Genomic DNA, 17,742 nt, shown 5'->3' on the forward strand with positions numbered 1-17,742 from the left:
GGCGGTTTCAATCGGTTGTTGCAACGTGCGCCTTGGGAGGGTGTACGGATGGCTGGGAAGAGATTGACACTTGAGGAGCGGGCGAAGATCGAGGCGCTGTTCGGTCAGCGATTGACGTTCCCGCAGATCGCTGAGCGGATCGGTCGTCACCGGACCACGGTGTGGCGCGAGGTCACTCGCAATAACTCCTACCGGGGCGCTCACCTGGACACACCCGGGACGCGTTCCCCGGCGGGACGCCGGCAGGCCAATCCCGCCGGTCGTGGTGGCGCCTACCGGTGGGCGTACTCGTGCCGGAACGCGCAGCGCAGGGCCGACAAGCGGGCCCGCAGGCCCAGGCCCGGCAAGTTGACCGGCGATCGCCGCCGCGGGGTGACCTCGGGTCGCGGCCGGCTATGGCCCCTGGTGCGGGACAAGCTCGAACAGCGGTGGTCTCCGCAGCAGATCGCACACTGGCTTCGTCAGGAGTATCCCGACCGGCCGGAGCGATGGGTGTCCCACGAGACGATCTACCAAGCGATCTACTACCAAGCTCGTGGCGGGCTGCGCAGCGAGATCGCACGCCAGGTCGCACTCCGTACCGGGCGGACCAGGCGGCGCCCCCAGTCCCGCCTCGCGCGGGCGGCACACTCGGGCAAGGCCTGGACCCATGGCCTGAACATCAGCACCCGGCCGGCCGAGGTCGAAGACCGGGCCGTGCCCGGGCACTGGGAAGGTGACCTGATCATCGGTGCGCGTAGCGCGTCGGCGATCATCACCCTGGTCGAGCGTTCCACGCGGTACGTCATGCTCGGCGCTCTACCGGAGAGCAGGGTCTCCGAGCAGGTGATCGACGTGCTGATCGAGACGATGGGCCGCCTGCCGGCCGAGCTGGCCGCGACTCTGACCTGGGATCAGGGCGCTGAGATGGCCAAGCACGCCCACTTCACGCTGGCGACAGACTGCCGGGTCTTCTTCTGCGACCCGCACTCGCCCTGGCAGCGAGGCTCGAACGAGAACACCAACGGCCTGCTGCGGCAGTACTTTCCCCGCTCGAGTACCGACTTCCGCACCTACGCCCAGCGCGACCTCGACGCCGTCGCCCGCGAGCTCAACACACGACCACGCATGACACTGGGCTGGCAGACTCCAGCGAAACGACTCAACGACCTACTCGTTGCAACAACCACTTGAAACCGCCGCCACCTGAACCGCACTCTCGACGAACTCAACCTCGACGAACCGCAATCTCGGCGACGACGAACCGCAATCTCGACGAGGGGACGTGCGTCGTCAGTGGGCGAAGTGGCGCGTGCCCGTGAGGTACATCGTCACGCCGGCGGCCTGGGCGGCCGCAGTCACCTCGTCGTCACGGATCGAGCCGCCCGGGTGGACCACCGCACGGACGCCGGCGTCGATGAGCACCTGCAGTCCGTCGGCGAACGGGAAGAACGCGTCCGACGCCGCGACCGAGCCGCGCGCACGCTCGGGCGTCGCCCCGGCCGCACCGTCCTCCGCACCGGCCTGCGCACCACCGGCGGACTCGACGTCGGAGCTCACCTCGACCCCGAGCGTGTTCGCCCGCTCGACCGCGAGACGGCACGAGTCGACGCGGTTGACCTGCCCCATGCCCACGCCGACCGTCGCGCCGGCGTCGGCGAGCAGCACGGCGTTCGATCGCACGGCCCGCACGGAGCGCCACGCGAACTCGAGGTCGGCAAGGGTCGCCTCGTCGGCGGGCTCCCCGGACACGTGGGTCCACCCCTCGATCGAGTCGCCGGGCGCGTCCACGGCGTCGCGGGCCTGGACGAGCGCCCCGCCGGTGATCGGCCGGATCTCGGTGCCGCCGCGCGGTTCGGGCGTCACGGTGAGCACGCGCAGGTTCTTGCGCCGGGCGAGCAGCTCGCGCGCCGCCTCCTCGACCTCGGTCGCCACGAGCACCTCGGTGAACACGCCCGCCATCGCCTCGGCCATCGCCGCGGTCACGGGCCGGTTCGCCGCGATGACGCCGCCGTAGGCGGAAACCGGGTCACAGGCGTGCGCGGCACGGTAGGCGGCCTCGACGCTCTCGCCGACCGCGATCCCGCACGGGTTGGCGTGCTTGATGATCGCCACGGCGGGCCGCTCGTGGTCGAGCGCGGCGCGCAGGGCGGCGTCGGCGTCGACGTAGTTGTTGTAGCTCATCGCCTTGCCCTGGAGCTGGGTGGCGCCGGCGATCCCGCCCTCGACGCCGGCGGCCGCGTAGAGCGCGGCCGCCTGGTGCGGGTTCTCGCCGTAGCGCAGGGTGGCGCGCCGCTCGAGACCGAGCCCGACGTAGGCGGGGGCCTGCGCGGCGGGGGCGTCGGCCTCGTACCCGGAGGTGGCCGTCTCGGCGTCGGCGGCCTGCTCGGCGAACCAGGTGGCCACGGCGGCGTCGTAGGCGGCGGTGTGGGCGAACGCCACGGCGGCGAGGGCGCGCCGCTCGGCGAACGTGAAGCCGCCCTCGGCGAGCGCCCGGGTCACCTCGCCGTACCGGTCCGGGTCGACCACGACCGCGACCGACGGGTGGTTCTTCGCCGCGGCCCGCACCATCGTGGGGCCCCCGATGTCGATCTGCTCCACGGCGTCGTCGTACCCGGCGCCGGAGGCGACGGTCTGCGCGAACGGGTAGAGGTTGACGACCACGAGGTCGAACGGCTCGATCCCCAGCTCGTCGAGCTGCTCGCGGTGGTCGGCGAGCCGCCGGTCCGCCAGCACGCCGGCGTGGACGTTGGGGTGGAGGGTCTTCACGCGCCCGTCGAGGCACTCGGGGAATCCCGTGACCTGCTCGACCGGGGTGACGGGGATGCCGGCCTCGGCGATGCGGGCAGCGGTCGACCCGGTCGAGACGATCTCGACGCCCGCCTCCGCCAGCGCCCCCGCGAGCTCGACCAGCCCGGTCTTGTCGTACACGGAGACCAGCGCGCGGCGCACGGCGTGGCGGTCGGCGGCGGCGCGGGTCGTGCGCTCGGGCCCGGCGCCGGGGGCGGTGTCCGCGGTCGGGGTCGCGTCGGCCACGGGACTGTCGGCTACGGGGCCGGCGGCTACGGGGCCATCGGCAGCGGGTCCGGCGGTTGCGGTGCCTGCAGCGGCGTCGGGGGTCGGCTGGGCGTTCACGGGGTCCTCCTCTTCTCGGCGGTCCCGGGCGCGGTGCGCACCCGGCCCCGGCGCCCAGGCGAGCGGCGCGGTGAGGGGTTCGTCGGCCGCTCCCCGGTGGTCACCCACCTCGTTCGCCAGTCGCGGCCGTCCCCGAGTCTACGCGGGCGGGACCGCCCCGTGCCGGGGGGTCGGCAGGCTGAGATCGCTGCGCGCGAGACGCGTGAGGACGTCGACGAGCATGGCCCGCTCCTCGACCTTGATCCGCTCGTGGAGGGTCTCCTCGGTATCGCCGTCCTCGATCCGGACGGCCCGCTGGTCGACGATCGGGCCGGTGTCCACCCCGGCGTCGACCACGTGGCACGTGCACCCGGTGACGCGCACGCCGTGGGCGAGGGCGTCGCGGACCCCGTGGGCGCCGGGGAAGGACGGCAGCAGCGCGGGGTGGGTGTTGAGGACGGGCCGCGCGCCGAGCACGGCGGGGCCGAGGATCTTCATGAAGCCTGCGCTCACGACGACGTCCGGCTCGTACGCGGCGATCTCGCCGGCGAGGTGGGCGTCCCAGGCGGCGCGGTCCGGGTGGTCACGGAGGGGGGCCACGAAGGTCGGGATCCCCGCGCGCCGAGCCCGCTCCTCGCCGAGCGTCCCGGTCCGGTCCGTCCCCACGCCGACGACGACGAACGGCGCGCCCGGTGCGGCGGCGTCGAGGACGGCCTGCAGGAGGGTCCCGGAGCCGGAGACGAGCACGAGGAGGCGGAGCGGGCGCGGGGGTGCGGAGGTCACGACGTCCAACGGTAGACGCCCGGCGGGTGACAATGACCGGGTGACGACGCCATCGAACGGACGGCAGCCCGCCCCGACGACGGACCCGGCGCCGCCGCGGAGCTCCGAGGAGGAGCGCGCGCACGAGCTCGGCCGGTGGTCGACGGCGGCCAGCGTGCTCGTCATCGGCAGCGCGCTGGGCACCCTGGTCGTCACCCGCTTCCCCGCGACGATCGGGCTGGGCGTGCTCGCGCTCCTCGGCGTGGCGGCGGCCGTGTACGCCCGCCGGTTCCGGGAGCCGAGGAGCGGTACGGACGCGCGGTCGAACCCGGCGGGCGCGCCGGCGGGCCGGACGACGGACCCCCGGGGCGGTGCCGGCGTCCCGGGAACGGGCGTGCCCGGCGTGCTGCCGCCGAGGCGGGGCGGGAGCAGCCCTCCCGGCAGGGGCACGAGCGAGGACGGCGGGTCGTCGGAGCGTCCCGCGGGTCCGACCCTCGCCCAGCGCCGCGAGCGCTCGCTCACGGTCACCGTCGTCATCGGCTCGATCATCGCCGCCCTCCACCTGGTCCCGGCGTTCGCCTGGAACATGCAGATGGAGAACCAGGAGTGCCTCGACGGCGCCGTGACGAACCAGGGCCGCGACGCCTGCGCGAACGAGCTCGACGACCAGCTGCGGGGCCTCCTCCCGACCGGTTGACCGGGGCCGACGCCCGCTCGCGTCGGCCCGCGTCGAGCCCTCCGTCAAGTCCCCGTCCCACGTCCCGGACACCGCGAGGCACGCGCACCGGTCCCCCGGCTCGCACCGTTAGCGTCGGGAGCATGACGCAGCCGAGCACACGCACCATCCACGCAGGTCAGTCCCCCGACGAGGCGACGGGGGCCGTGAGCAGACCGCTCCACCTCTCCTCGACCTTCCGGCACGACTCCGTCGGCGTGCTGCGGGCCGGCTTCGAGTACACCCGCACGGGCAACCCGACCCGGTCCGCGCTGCAGGACACGCTCGCCGAGCTCGAGGGCGGGCGGTCGGCACTGACGTTCGCGAGCGGGATGGCCGCCGAGGACGCCGTGCTGCGCGCGCTGACCGGGCCGGGCGCCCACGTGCTCCTCGGGGACGACGCGTACGCCGGCACCCACCGGCTGCTCGAGTCGACCTACGGCGCCTGGGGCGTCACGCTCGCCACCGTGGACCTCACGGACGTCGACGCGGTCCGCGCCTCCGTGACCGCGCAGGCGCCGACCGTCGTGTGGGTCGAGACGCCGAGCAACCCGCTGCTGCGGATCGTCGACGTCGCCGCCGTCGCCGAGATCGCCCACGCGGTCGGGGCCGTGGTCGTCGTCGACAACACGTTCGCCACGCCCTACCTGCAGCAGCCGATCACCCTCGGCGCGGACCTCGTCCTGCACTCGCTGACGAAGTACCTCGGCGGGCACTCCGACGTCGTCGGCGGCGCGGTGGTCCTGGCCGACGACCGGTGGCGAGAGTCGCTCGCCGACCTGCAGAACGACACCGGGACGGGCCTGGCCCCGTTCGACTCCTGGCTCGTCAGCCGCGGGATCAAGACCCTCGCGGTGCGCATGGACCGGCACTGTACGAACGCCGCCAGGGTGGCTGACGCCCTGACGGCCCACGACCTCGTCACCGAGGTCGCCTACCCCGGCCTCGCCACGCACCCGGGGCACGACGTCGCCGCCCGCCAGATGAGCGGCTTCGGCGGCATGGTCTCGGTCCGCCTGCGCGACGCCGAGACCGCGCGTACCTTCGTCGAGTCCACCGAGCTGTTCACCCTCGCCGAGTCGCTCGGCGGGGTCGAGTCCCTCATCGAGCACCCCGCGACCATGACCCACCTCGCCGCCGTCGGCACGCCGCTGCAGGTGCCCGACGACCTCGTGCGCATCTCGGTGGGCATCGAGGATGCCGGGGACCTCGTCGACGACCTCCACGCCGCGCTCGACCTCGCGCGCAGCGCCACCGGGACGCGGGTCACCGGCCGCGCCTGATCAGGTCCCCGGGCCTGACGAAGGGCCCGTACCGGGCGAGACAGGTCCGGACCGACGACGACGCCGGCACGCGAGGGGCGCCCGGGTCAGCCGGCGGTGCCGCTCGCGGTCGCGCCGTGCCCGTACGCGCGGCGCGTCGGCGTCGCGCTGGCCATCGACCCGGTGGCCGACCAGCGGCCGGAGCGGGACGCGTTCCCCTGGGCCGCCGACGCTGTGCGGGTGGCGGTCGCGCCGGAGCCCGTGCCCGTGCGCGTGCCGCTCTTCGCGCTACCCGCTCCCGTCGAGCCGGCGGCAGTGCCCGCGCCCGTGCCGCCCTTTGCACTGCCCGCGCCCTTCGCACCGCTCGTTGCCGTGCCACCCGTTGTCCCGGTCGCGCCCGACTCTCCTGCCGCACCAGCGCGCGCACCACCGCCACTCGCGCCTCCACCGGGCGTGTCGTCGCCCGACGCGGCGGTGCCAGGCCTCGAACCGCGCGTGTCGTCGTCGGAGGGTGTGTCGTCGTCGGGCGCCTCGTCCGTGGTCCCGTCGGTGCGCTCGAGGCGCTCCCGGACCGAGCCCACTCCCCCGGCCAGCGCGGTGCGGGTGCGGGGGTGGAGGAGGGTGGCGACGAGGACGGCGCCGAGCGCGACCTCCCCGGTGACGAGGCCGGCGAGGACGAGGGCGTCCGGCCCGAGGTCCGCCATGCGACCCGAGCCGATGGCGCCGGCCGACACGAGGCCCGCCAGCAGCGTCGCGACGCCGACGAGGAGGGCAGCACCGAGCGCGGAGGCGACGGCGTCGAGCAGGCGGTGCGCGTGCCCGGGACGGCACATCCACCAGGCCCCGACCGCACCGGCGAGGACGACGAGCAGGGTGGGCCAGATCCCCAGCGGGGACGGGGACTCCGGCAGGGCTCCGAGCAGCGGGATCGCCGGGACCGCGCCCAGCTCGACGCCCCCGTGGCCGACCGCCGTCCCGGTGCCCACGGCGAACCCGGGCCCGGCGACGTAGGCGAACGCCCACACGCCGAGTGTCGGAAGGTAGGCGAGCTGGCCGAGGACGAGGACGGTTCCGCCGACGATCCCGGCGTCGTAGCTCTCGTGCAGGGCGAGGACCCGGTCCGCGTGCAGCGCGATCGCGGCGACGGCGGCGGCGAGCCCGACGACGACGAGCACGGCCAGCGTGGCACCCGCCCCGCGCAGCGCCCGCACACCGACGAGTCCCGCACGGTGGGTGAACCGGTCGCTCGGGGCGCCGGCCGCGTCGTCCTCGATGAGGTCCCGGGTCCGCGCGCCGGTCCGCCACCAGGACCAGGCGCAGCCCGCGGCCGCGACGACGGCGGACCCGACGGCGAGCCGCACGTGGTCGACCGCGAACGGCGAGAGCAGGCTGACGAGCTGGACGAGCACGACGTACCCGAGCGCGACCACCACGTGCGCACCGCCGCGGAGGACGTGCCGGCGGGCGGTGCCCATGACGAGGGCGGCGAGCACGGCACTGAGCCCGAGCGGGACGAGGGAGAGCGAGCCGGCCGGGGCGCCGTGGCCGAGCAACCAGGCGGCGGAACCGATGCCGAGCCCGGACTGCCACGTGCTGTCCCCGAGCGCCGGCGAGGCGGCGGTGGCGACGTACGCGGCGATCGCGGGGACCACGCAGACGAGCCAGCCGAGCAGCGCGGCCTCGAGCGCGGCGACGAGCGCGCGCAGCCAGCCCTCGGGCAGGAGCGAGGCGCGGGCGGCACCGGTCGCCTCGGGTCGGGTCGTCGTGGCGGTCATCGGAGCCATGGTCGCGCCGATCGCCCCCGGCGAGCGGGAGCCACGCCCAGGTGTCGGCGCTCACCACGGCGCGACCCCGCAGACGACGCACGCCCCCGACGACCACGGAGGTCGCCGGGGGCGTGCGTCGGAAAGGTCAGGCCTTCGCCGCGAGGATCTCCTTCGCGAGGTTTGCCGTCTCGGTGGGGGTCTTGCCCACGCGGACGCCGGCGGCCTCGAGGGCCTCCTTCTTGGCGGACGCGGTGCCGGCGGAGCCGGAGACGATCGCGCCGGCGTGGCCCATCGTCTTGCCCTCGGGGGCGGTGAAGCCCGCGACGTAGCCGACGACCGGCTTGGTGACGTTCTCCTTGATGAAGGCCGCCGCGCGCTCCTCGGCGTCGCCGCCGATCTCGCCGATCATGACGATGAGGTCGGTGTCCGGGTCGGCCTCGAACTCGCGGAGCGCGTCGATGTGGGTGGTGCCGATGACCGGGTCGCCGCCGATGCCGATGGCGGTGGAGAAGCCGATGTCGGACAGCTCGTACATCATCTGGTAGGTCAGCGTGCCGGACTTCGAGACCAGGCCGATGCGGCCGGGGCCTGTGATGTCCGGGGGCGTGATGCCGACGTTGGACTGGCCGGGCGTGATGATGCCGGGGCAGTTCGGGCCGATGAGGCGCACGCCCTTGGACTGGGCGTAGGTGAAGAACTCCGCCGAGTCCTTGACCGGGATGCCCTCGGTGATGATGACGACCAGCTCGACGCCGGCGTCGACGGCCTCGACGACGGCGCCCTTGGCGAACTTCGGCGGGACGAAGATGATCGACACGTTCGCGCCGGTGGCCTCCTTGGCCTCGGCGACCGTGCCGAACACGGGGACGGAGACGGCCCCGCCGGTGCGCTCCTCGGCGCCCGGGCCGACCGGCGTCACGTCGAAGTCGACGGTCGTGCCCGCCTTGCGGGGGTTGGTCCCGCCGACGACGTTCGTGCCGGCGGCGAGCATGCGGCCGGTGTGCTTGGTGCCCTCGGAGCCCGTGATGCCCTGGACGATGACCTTGGACTCGCGGTTGAGAAAGATCGACATGTGTGGGTCCCGTTCCTTACTTCGCAGCCGCGAGCTCGGCGGCCTTCGCCGCTCCGCCGTCCATGGTGTCCGCCTGGGTGACCAGGGGGTGGTTGGCCTCGGCGAGGATCGCCCGGCCCTCCTCGACGTTGTTGCCGTCGAGCCGCACGACGAGCGGCTTGGTCGCCTGGTCGCCGATGATCTCGAGCGCCTGCACGATGCCGCGGGCGACCTCGTCGCAGGCGGTGATGCCGCCGAAGACGTTGACGAACACCGAGCGGACCTGCGTATCGCCGAGGATGACGTCGAGGCCGTCGGCCATGACCTGCGCCGAGGCGCCGCCGCCGATGTCGAGGAAGTTCGCGGGGCCGACCCCGTGCGCCTCGCCCGCGTAGGCGACGACGTCGAGCGTGGACATCACGAGGCCCGCGCCGTTGCCGATGATGCCGACCGAGCCGTCGAGCTTGACGTAGTTGAGCCCCTTGGCCTTGGCCTTGGCCTCGAGGGGGTCCTCCGACGCCGCGTCGACCAGCGCCTCGTGGTCCTCGTGCCGGAAGGAGGCGTTGTCGTCGAGCGAGACCTTGCCGTCGAGGGCGATGATCTCGCCCTCCGGGGTGCGCACGAGGGGGTTGACCTCGACGAGCGTGGCGTCCTCCTCGCGGTAGACGGTCCACAGCTTCTGGATCGCGTCGGCCACCTTCGGGGCCACGTCCGCGTCGAACCCGGCGGCGGCGACGATCTCGTCGGCCTTGGCCTGGTCGATGCCGACGATCGGGTCGACGGGCACGCGGGCGAGGGCCTCCGGGCGCTCGACGGCGAGCTGCTCGATCTCCATGCCGCCCTCGACGGAGCACATCGCGAGGTAGCGGCGCTCGGAACGGTCGAGGAGGACGGAGAAGTAGTACTCGGTGTCGATGTCGGCACCGGCGGCGACGAGCACCTTGCGGGCGGTGTGGCCCTTGATGTCCATGCCGAGGATGGCCTGGGCGTGCTGCTCGGCCTCGTCCGCGGAGCGGGCGAGCTTGACGCCGCCGGCCTTGCCGCGGCCGCCGATCTTCACCTGCGCCTTGATGACCGCGAGCTCGCCTCCGAGCTGCTCGTACGCGGCACGCGCCTCGGCCGGGGTCGAGGCGACGATGCCCGGCAGCACGGGGACACCGTGCTTCTCGAACATGTCGCGCGCCTGATACTCGAAGAGGTCCACCCGATGGTTCCTTCCCTCGCTCATTGGCGGTGTCTCGGCTCCGGGACACCGCTCGGAGCCTAGCGCGGGACGAAGGTCCCTCCCGGGCCGTCTCACCGTGTGCCAGGCCACGTTCGACGCCGGTTTCCCGCCGTTTCTCGCGGTCGTGGCCGAGTCTTGGCACGCCCGTGGCGGGGTGTTGTGCTACCCCTGGCCGTGGCGTGCGGCGAGCTCCTCGAAGGCGGCGGTCAGGGTGTGCGTGTACTCGTGCGCCCCGTCGATGTCCGGGTGGATGTTGTCCGCCTGGAGCGCCCCGGGGTTGGCGGACGCGGTCGCGTTCCAGTCGGCGATCGCCACGTTGTCGCGCCCCTCGGCGAGGCGCTCGAGCTCGGCGTTGGCCTCGGGGATCCACGACGACGATCCGTAGAGGTTGACGAGGACGACCGGTCGGTCCGGGCCGAGCGAGTCGAGGATCCGCTCGGGGATGCTGGGGTCGGGCACGCCGCCGTTGGTGCCGTAGTGGATGACGACGGCGCGGCGCACGGAGTCGGTCGCGAACGCGGCCTCGACGGCGGCCTCGCCCTGCGGCCACTGGTCGTTCGACAGCGCGCTGACGTGAACGCCCGGGTAGTAGTACTCGAGCGCGTCGAGGGTCGTGACGACCATGGAGTCGCCGAACACGGACAGCTCGTCGCCCGTGGGGACGGAGAAGTCGGCGTCGGTCTCGATCGGGTCCTCGTCGCCGGGGGCCTCCTCCGACGGCGTCTCCTCGCCCTCGGGAGGCGTCTCACCCTCGCCGGGCTCCTCGCCGGGAGCGCCCTCGGAGGATCCCTCGCCCTCGGGGGGCGGGTCGCCCTCGGCGGGCGCGTCGTCGGAGGGGCTCTCCCCCTCCCCGCCCTGGGCGTCCTCGGCGGCGGCGAGCTCCTCGGCGCGCTGCTGGGCGAGGCGCTCCTCGTTGGTCGCGATCTGCTCGGCGGTGTCCGTCTGCTCGGGGGCCGTGGCGACGGCGACCCCGGTGCCGGCCACGAGCAGGAGACCGAGCGCGCCGGCGATCCGGGCGGGGGCGGTGAACGAGGGGCGCATGCCGGTGACGGCGGCCAGCCAGCCGCGCAGGGTCGCGCGGATCCCGTTGCGCCGGACCGGCTGCTCGAGCCACTCGTAGGAGGCGGCCGAGACGCCGAGGGTGACGACGAGCGCGGCGAGCCGGAGCACGGTGCGGGCGGCCGACCCCTCGGCGGTGGGCACGAGGGCGTCGAGGATGATGACGACCGGCCAGTGCCACAGGTAGATGCCGTAGGAGCGCTCGCCGAGCCAGCGCAGCGGGGCCAGCTCCATCACGCGGGTGAACCAGGTGCGCGGGCCGAGCAGGGCGGCCACGAGCACGGCGCCGGCGAGCGAGGCCGCGAACAGGCCGCCGCGGAAGGTCCACACCGACTCGAAGGGCACGAGGGTCGAGAGCAGGAGGAGGGCGGCGAGGCCCGCGAGCGGGACGAACGGGCGGGCCCGCTGCCAGGCGGGCGTCGTCAGCGGGCCGCGCGAGTCCTGGGCGACGAACGCCAGCGCGATGCCGAGCATGAGCCCGAACAGGTGGGTGTCGGTCCCGTAGTAGACGCGGGTCGGGTCGGCGCCCGGCGTGACGAGGACGGCCATGAGGACGGCCGAGAGCACCGCGACGACGATCGCGATGAGGGCCAGCGCCCGCGGCGCCCGGACGAGCTTGACGAGCGGCAGGGCGAGCAGCGGCCACAGCAGGTAGAACTGCTCCTCGACGGCGAGGGACCAGAAGTTGACGAAGAGCTGCGGAGCGGTCTGGTCGGCGTAGGAGGAGCCGGCGGCGATCTCGAGCCAGTTCGACGAGAACGTCAGGGCACCGAGGACCTGCCGCCCGATGTTGACCATGAGGTCGCGCTCGACCAGGGCCGCGACCGGCACGGTGACGACGACGACGAGCGCGAGCGCCGGCAGCAGGCGTCTCGCGCGCCTGCGCCAGAACCCGGGCAGGTCGATGCGGCCCGAGCGCCCGATCTCGCGCAGCAGCAGGGTCGTGATGAGGAACCCGGACAGCACAAAGAACAGGTCGACGCCGATGAACCCGCCCGGGGCGAGCACCGGGAAGAGGTGGAAGACGAGCACGGCCCCGACGGCGAGCGCCCGGACGCCGTCGAGCCCGGGGATGCGCCCCGACCGGACGATGTCCTTGGCGGAGGTGCCGCCGCGGGGCGGGGCCTGGTCGGAGGTGCCGGCTGAGCGCCCGGAGGTGCCGGTCGAGCGATCGGAGTGACCGCCGGTGCGCTCGGAGCGTGACGGCGACGCCTGGCGGGAGCGGGACGGTTCACGGCTGCCGGCCGGTGCGTGCGTGCGAGTCGAACCGCCGGTGCGGGGCGACCTCTCACCGGGGGTCTCCCGGCCGGAGCGGCCGGACGCCCCGGGCCCCGGAGCGAGCGGACCGCCGGCGAACGGGGACCCGGAGCGCGCGGTGGGGCCGCGTCGTGCGCCGGACCCCCCGTCCGGCCCGTGACGGCCGTCCATCGCTCCTCCACCAGTCGCTCGCTGTCCCGGCCGTGCCGGAACCACGTCTTGAGCGCACACGCTATGACCACGTTCCGACACCGAACAGGTCGACGCGCGGACAGACGTCCCCGATCGGCCGACCCCGCGCACCACTGTTCCCGCACGTCACATGCGCACCACAGGCACCTCACGCTCCGTCGCCCGCACCCCGGGCCGGAGCATCGGCGGCTGCGTTCCGTCAGAGCTTGGTGACCGGCGCGTAGCGCAGGAGGAGCCGCTTGACCTGTCCCCCGCCGAAGTCGACCTTGGCGACGGCGGACGGGCCGGGGTTCTCGAGGCTGACGACGGTGCCGAGCCCGTACGCGTCGTGGGTGACCCGGTCGCCCGGACTGAGGTCGGGCACCTCGACGTCGGCCCGCGGGGTGGCGGACCCGAACCGGGCCTCGCCGTCCTTGCGCACGTTCTCACCCGGCTTCCACGGTCCCTTCGGCGCCCCGCCGCGCGGCACCGACCGCGGTTCGGCCCGGGAGACGCGTACGCCCGACGCCCACGTGCGGCCGTCGGCGCCCCGGCCGGAGCCGCGGATCGCGTCGGTCGAGGACTGCTCGCGCCGCCACTCGACGAGCTCGGGCGGGATGTCGGAGACGAACCGCGACTCCGGCATCTCCTGGGGCAGTCCGAACGCGGTGCGCACGGCGGCGCGCGAGAGGTAGAGCCGCTCGCGGGCGCGGGTGAGCGCGACGTAGGCGAGCCGGCGCTCCTCGGCGATCTGGTCGGACTCCCCCAGGGAGCGCTGGTGAGGGAAGGTGCCGTCCTCGAGGCCGGTGACGAACACGACCGGGAACTCGAGCCCCTTGGCGGTGTGGACGGTCATGAGGGTGACGACGCCCTCGTCCCCGGCGCGCCCGGGGATCTGATCGGCGTCGGCCACGAGCGCGACCCGCTCGAGGAAGTCCCCCAGGGTGGCTTCCGGGTCGGCCTCGGCGAACTCCTGCGCCACGGCGTGGAGCTCGGCGAGGTTCTCCACGCGGCTCGCGTCCTGCGGGTCCTCCGAGGCGCGCAGCTCGGCGAGGTAGCCGGACCGGTCGAGCGCGGCGTCGAGGATCTCCGCCGTCGTCGACCCGTTCTCGGCGAGCTCGCGCAGACCGCTCATCAGCTCGTGGAAGCCGGCCACCGCGGTGCGGCTGCGGGTGGCCAGTCCGAGGACCTCGGGGGTCGACCGGCCGTCGACGACCTCCCCCACGGTGCCGGCGGCGTCGGCGATCGCCTGGCCGAACGAGACGCGCTCGCGGGCCGCGTGCCGCTCGAGCGCCTCCTCCGCCTTGGTCCCGAGGCCGCGCCGCGGGACGTTGATGATGCGCCGGAGGTTCGCCTCGTCGTCGGGATTCGCGACCGCGCGCAGGTAGGCGACGGCATCCTTGATCTCGCGGCGCTCGTAGAACCGCGTGCCCCCGACGACGACGTACGGCACCCCGGCGCGGACGAGCACCTCCTCGAGCGCCCGCGACTGGGCGTTGGTGCGGTAGAAGATCGCCATGTCGCCGTAGCGCATGCGGCGCTCGCCGGGACCGGGACCACCCGTGGTCGCGGACTCGTCGTCCCGCAGGCGGTCGATCTCCTCGACGACGAACCGCGCCTCCTCGTGCTCGCTGTCCGCCACGTAGCCGACGATCCGCGGCCCCGACCCGGAGTCGGTCCACAGGTTCTTCGGCCGCCGGCCCGGGTTCGGCGTGATGACGGCGTTGGCGGCGGTGAGGATGTTCTGTGTCGAGCGGTAGTTCTGCTCGAGCAGGATGGTGCGGGCCTGCGGGTAGTCGGCCTCGAACTCGAGGATGTTGCGGATCGTGGCGCCGCGGAAGGCGTAGATCGACTGGTCGGCGTCGCCCACCACCGTGAGCTCGGCCGGTGGGACCGCCGCCCCGGGACCCATGGGCGCCGTCGCCTCCTCCGTGCCGCCGGAGAGCTCGCGCACGAGGACGTACTGGGCGTGGTTGGTGTCCTGGTACTCGTCGACGAGGACGTGCCGGAACCGGCGGTGGTAGTGCTCGGCGATCGCGGGGAACGCCTGGAGGAGATGGACCGTGCGCATGATGAGGTCGTCGAAGTCCATCGCGCTGGCCTGGCGCAGCCGGGCGTCGTAGCCGCGGTAGACCTGGGAGACGATCTCGTCGAGCTCCTGGCCCGAGCCCATGACGGTGGCCGCGTGGTCGTCCGGGTCGACGAGCTCGTTCTTCAGGTCGGAGATCTTGCGGGCGAGCAGCTTGGCAGGGAAGCGCTTGAGCTCGACGTCGAGCTCCTTGGCCACGAGCGTGATGAGCCGCTGGCTGTCGGCGGAGTCGTAGATGGAGAACGACGAGCGCATGCCGAGCGCCTCGTGCTCGCGGCGCAGGATCCGCACGCACGCGGAGTGGAAGGTCGAGACCCACATCCGCTGGGCGGAGGAGCCGACGAGGTCCTCGACGCGCTCGCGCATCTCGGCGGCGGCCTTGTTCGTGAACGTGATCGCGAGGATCTCCCCCGGGCGGGAGCGGCCCGTGGCGAGCAGGTGCGCGACGCGGTGCGTGAGGACGCGGGTCTTGCCCGAGCCGGCGCCGGCGACGATGAGCAGCGGAGCGCCCGCGTGCGTGACCGCCTCGCGCTGCTGCGGGTTGAGGCCGACGAGCAGGGACTCGGCGCGCTCCTCGTCGCTCCCACGTGCGGCGGCGCGCGCGGCGTCGCGCTCCGCCCGGCTGGGCAGCTGCGCGCCCGAGCCGGCGCCCGGCAGCCCGGCGAACGGGTCGGCCTGGGTGGGCAGCAAGTCCGAGGGGCCCGCGTCCTCCTCGGGCGGCGGCTGGGCGGGCACCCAGCCGTCCTCGTCCGGGCGCGGGGCAAGGGTCGCGGGCAGGGCAGTGGTGCGGCCCGGGCGCGCGGGGAGGTCGAGTCCGTCGAACAGGGTGCTCATCGTCGGTCCAGGGTAGTTGGCCGGGCCGACACTCGAGAGCGAGGCTGTGGACGAGAGCGCAGTGGGCCTCTCTACGGCTCCGTGAGCGCCACTAGTTGCTCACCGGTCAGCGGGTCGCCCCACTCGGTCCCGCCGACGAGGCGGACGTGGTCGAGCGGCCCGAGGTGCCCGGCATCGAACACGAGCACGCGGCGGACCTCCTGCCCGGGATTGACGTGGAGGGACGGCGGCATGGCCCGGTCGCCGGCGACGACCCCAGCGAGCCCGGGCCCGTCGAGCCAGTCGAGCTCGGTCGTCGTGTCCCAGCGTCCCTCGTGGTCCACGAGCACGCTGTTGACGAGTCCGATCTCGTGCGGGTCGTCCGTCGGGTTGCTGATCGCGACGGTGACGAGCTCGACGTCGCGTGCGTACGACCCGGTGCTCTCCTCCGCGAACAGGTCGCTCACCGTCATCGAGAAGTTGTCGTCCTCAGTCTCGACGACCCGCACGTCGAGCTCGCCCACCCGGACGGTGTCCCCCACACCGGGTCCGTCGCCCTCGACCGTGTCGAACCGCCCGGGAAGGTCGTTCGATCCCCCGACCAGGACGAGCGCCTGGACGACGGCGATTGCGAGCAGGACCGCGGCGACGATCGACAGCCCCTTCTGGGTTCGCGTCATGGTGACTCGTCCTCTCGTCGTCCGGGTGGTCATCGCAGCTCCACGAGGACGTCGCCGACACCCGACGTCGTGGTCTCGTCGGGGACCCAGAGGCGCTCGGGCACGGCGTCCACGGGGATGTCGAGGACGAGTCGTCCGCTCGTCCGGGCGTCGCCCGCGAGGAAGACGCGGTCCTCCAGCAACCAGGAGTGCTCCTGCCACAGCTCCTCGGTCGTGTCCACCCCGTGACGCCTGCCCTGGTCGTCGACGACCCTCAACCGCTCCGTGTCGAGCTGGACCGTGGAGCCCTCCCTGTCGTTCTCGAGGACGAGGTCGAGGATGACGAGCTGGCCGTCGGGCTCGCCGAGGCCCGCAGGCACGTCGGCACCGACCTCGACGTCGTCGACGCGCAGCGTGCCGTTCGAGCGCACGTCCTCTCCCGCCGCGGAGATGCGCCCCCCGACGGGGATCCGCTCACCGAGCGCCACGGTCTCGGCATCGTCGTCGGGCGCCTGGCCGGACGCCGGCAACCGACGTCCGTCGAACCAGAGATAGACGTTGGCGGCGACCATCGCGACGACGAGAAGGACGAGCAGACGCGTCCAGGTCGAGCCCCCGCCCCGGATCCCGCTCAAACCCTTCGTCGGTACCGCGTCTCCGGCATCGCTCGCACGACGGTTCGCCGCCGCCTCGTCCGTGTCGCTCATCATCGCCTCCCCCGGTCGTCGTCGCCCCTCGGGCCGTCCCTCGCACGGATACTTCCATCACACCGTCCGGGACCACGGCGTCCAGGGCGGGAACTTCTGCCTGGTGCCATCTGCCCCGGTCGGGAACAGGCCGGACGACGACCAGCGGCCCGACGACGGACCGGGTGGGGTTCGTCGTCGGGCCGCAGTGATGCCCGGGAGCCGCGCGCCGGGGGTCGCACGATCCCGGGGCCCGACCCGCGCCGGGGAGGGTCGCGGGCCGGGCGATCAGGGGGTCAGCGCAGGCGGATGTCGACGTCGTCGGAGAACAGGCCCGCGGAGACCTGGAGGAGGTCGGCCTCAGCGTCGGCCGGGATGTCGAACAGCAGCGCGCCGTCGGCGGTGTTGCCCGGGTTGATGTCCGTGATCAGCCAGGACGACGACTCGTCGAGGTAGATCGACGCCGACGACGTCTCGTGCTGCCGGCCCTCGGTGTCGACGAGCACGGCGTCCTGCTCGAAGAAGGTGGCCGCGCTGTCGCCGGTGTTCGTCATCGTCACCTGGACGAGCACGAACTGGCCCTGGGCCTGCTCGCCGAGGTACTCGTCGCCGACCGACGCGATGCCGGGCTCGACCTCGGTGACGGTGACGTCGAGGTCACCGACCTGGACGGGCATGCCGACCTGCGCGCCGGCGGCCTCCTCGGCCGGCGCCTCCTCGACGACGGCCTCCTCGGCGGCGGGCTGCTCCTCCGCCGGTACCTCGGTCGTGGCGGGGGCCGAGCCCTCGGGGGCCTCGGGTGCTGCGGAGGTGGAGTCTGCGGCCGCGTCGGCCGAGGTGTCCTCCTCGCCGCCGCCCGCGATGCCGGCGACGGCCGCGACACCCACGATGCCGAGCGCGCCGGTGAGGATCTTGTGCCGCGCGACCCAGGGGCGCGCCGCCTTCTGCATCCGCTTCTGGACCTTGAGCTCCTTCTTGCTCATCGGCGCCGCGGGCGTGCCGTAGGGGTTCGGCGCGGCGGGGCCGCCGGTCTCGGGGGTGTGCTGCGTGGTCATGATGTCCTCCGGTGGGGGCTGAGCGGTACGGGTGAAGACTCGCCCGCCGGCCCTGCCTGCCGGATCCCCCGACCGGTCC

General features: G+C 73.7%; 13 protein-coding genes and 1 riboswitch. Of the genes, 3 read left to right on the plus strand and 10 right to left on the minus strand.

Annotation, left to right across the window (positions count from 1 at the left end; translation table 11 throughout):
* The first annotated feature begins 48 nt into the window (after positions 1 to 48).
* Positions 49 to 1,173: an IS30 family transposase gene (locus tag ACPYO6_RS03450; protein ID WP_425713196.1), complete on the plus strand. Its 1,125-nt coding sequence runs from the start codon at positions 49 to 51 to the stop codon at positions 1,171 to 1,173.
* Positions 1,174 to 1,272: 99 nt separating this feature from the next.
* On the opposite strand, the gene purH is transcribed toward ACPYO6_RS03450, so the two are convergent.
* Together purH and purN are read right to left on the minus strand one after the other, a co-directional pair.
* Positions 1,273 to 2,931: a bifunctional phosphoribosylaminoimidazolecarboxamide formyltransferase/IMP cyclohydrolase gene (gene purH / locus ACPYO6_RS03455; protein WP_425713779.1), complete on the minus strand. Its 1,659-nt coding sequence runs from the start codon at positions 2,929 to 2,931 to the stop codon at positions 1,273 to 1,275.
* Positions 2,932 to 3,159: 228 nt separating this feature from the next.
* Positions 3,160 to 3,248, minus strand: a riboswitch (ZMP/ZTP riboswitch).
* Between the two features lie 4 nt (positions 3,249 to 3,252).
* On the minus strand, positions 3,253 to 3,876 hold the full coding sequence (gene purN, locus ACPYO6_RS03460) for a phosphoribosylglycinamide formyltransferase (RefSeq protein ID WP_425713502.1): 624 nt from the start codon (positions 3,874 to 3,876) through the stop codon (positions 3,253 to 3,255).
* A gap of 40 nt (positions 3,877 to 3,916) precedes the next feature.
* Here purN and ACPYO6_RS03465 point away from each other — a divergent pair, with 40 nt between their 5' ends.
* Both ACPYO6_RS03465 and ACPYO6_RS03470 read left to right on the plus strand, forming a co-directional pair.
* The gene (locus ACPYO6_RS03465; protein ID WP_425713503.1) at positions 3,917 to 4,552 is read left to right on the plus strand and encodes a hypothetical protein; all 636 of its coding nucleotides are present in this window, start codon (positions 3,917 to 3,919) and stop codon (positions 4,550 to 4,552) included.
* 122 nt (positions 4,553 to 4,674) lie between these two features.
* The gene (locus tag ACPYO6_RS03470; RefSeq protein ID WP_425713504.1) at positions 4,675 to 5,853 is read left to right on the plus strand and encodes a cystathionine gamma-synthase; all 1,179 of its coding nucleotides are present in this window, start codon (positions 4,675 to 4,677) and stop codon (positions 5,851 to 5,853) included.
* An 86-nt stretch (positions 5,854 to 5,939) separates the two neighbouring features.
* On the opposite strand, the gene ACPYO6_RS03475 is transcribed toward ACPYO6_RS03470, so the two are convergent.
* The 8 genes from ACPYO6_RS03475 to ACPYO6_RS03510 form a co-directional block, all read right to left on the minus strand.
* Entirely contained in the window at positions 5,940 to 7,607 is a 1,668-nt protein-coding gene (locus ACPYO6_RS03475; protein ID WP_425713505.1) for a DUF6350 family protein, read from the minus strand.
* 136 nt (positions 7,608 to 7,743) lie between these two features.
* A complete protein-coding gene (sucD, locus tag ACPYO6_RS03480) occupies positions 7,744 to 8,670 on the minus strand; it encodes a succinate--CoA ligase subunit alpha (RefSeq protein ID WP_425713506.1) in 927 nt (308 codons plus the stop codon).
* A gap of 16 nt (positions 8,671 to 8,686) precedes the next feature.
* Entirely contained in the window at positions 8,687 to 9,853 is a 1,167-nt protein-coding gene (gene sucC, locus ACPYO6_RS03485) for an ADP-forming succinate--CoA ligase subunit beta (RefSeq protein WP_425713507.1), read from the minus strand.
* A 183-nt stretch (positions 9,854 to 10,036) separates the two neighbouring features.
* Positions 10,037 to 12,361, minus strand: coding sequence for an acyltransferase family protein (locus ACPYO6_RS03490; protein ID WP_425713508.1), 2,325 nt, complete (start codon positions 12,359 to 12,361; stop codon positions 10,037 to 10,039).
* 220 nt (positions 12,362 to 12,581) lie between these two features.
* Positions 12,582 to 15,284, minus strand: coding sequence for a UvrD-helicase domain-containing protein (locus ACPYO6_RS03495; RefSeq protein WP_425713509.1), 2,703 nt, complete (start codon positions 15,282 to 15,284; stop codon positions 12,582 to 12,584).
* Between the two features lie 71 nt (positions 15,285 to 15,355).
* On the minus strand, positions 15,356 to 15,943 hold the full coding sequence (locus ACPYO6_RS03500; RefSeq protein ID WP_425713510.1) for a hypothetical protein: 588 nt from the start codon (positions 15,941 to 15,943) through the stop codon (positions 15,356 to 15,358).
* Between the two features lie 29 nt (positions 15,944 to 15,972).
* Positions 15,973 to 16,629, minus strand: coding sequence for a hypothetical protein (locus tag ACPYO6_RS03505; protein WP_425713511.1), 657 nt, complete (start codon positions 16,627 to 16,629; stop codon positions 15,973 to 15,975).
* 275 nt (positions 16,630 to 16,904) lie between these two features.
* Positions 16,905 to 17,663, minus strand: a complete 759-nt coding sequence (locus tag ACPYO6_RS03510; RefSeq protein ID WP_425713512.1) for a DUF4352 domain-containing protein — start codon at positions 17,661 to 17,663, stop codon at positions 16,905 to 16,907.
* Positions 17,664 to 17,742: the final 79 nt, after the last annotated feature.

Source organism: Georgenia sp. Z1344, from assembly GCF_049856295.1.
Taxonomy (GTDB): Bacteria; Actinomycetota; Actinomycetes; order Actinomycetales; family Actinomycetaceae; genus JB111.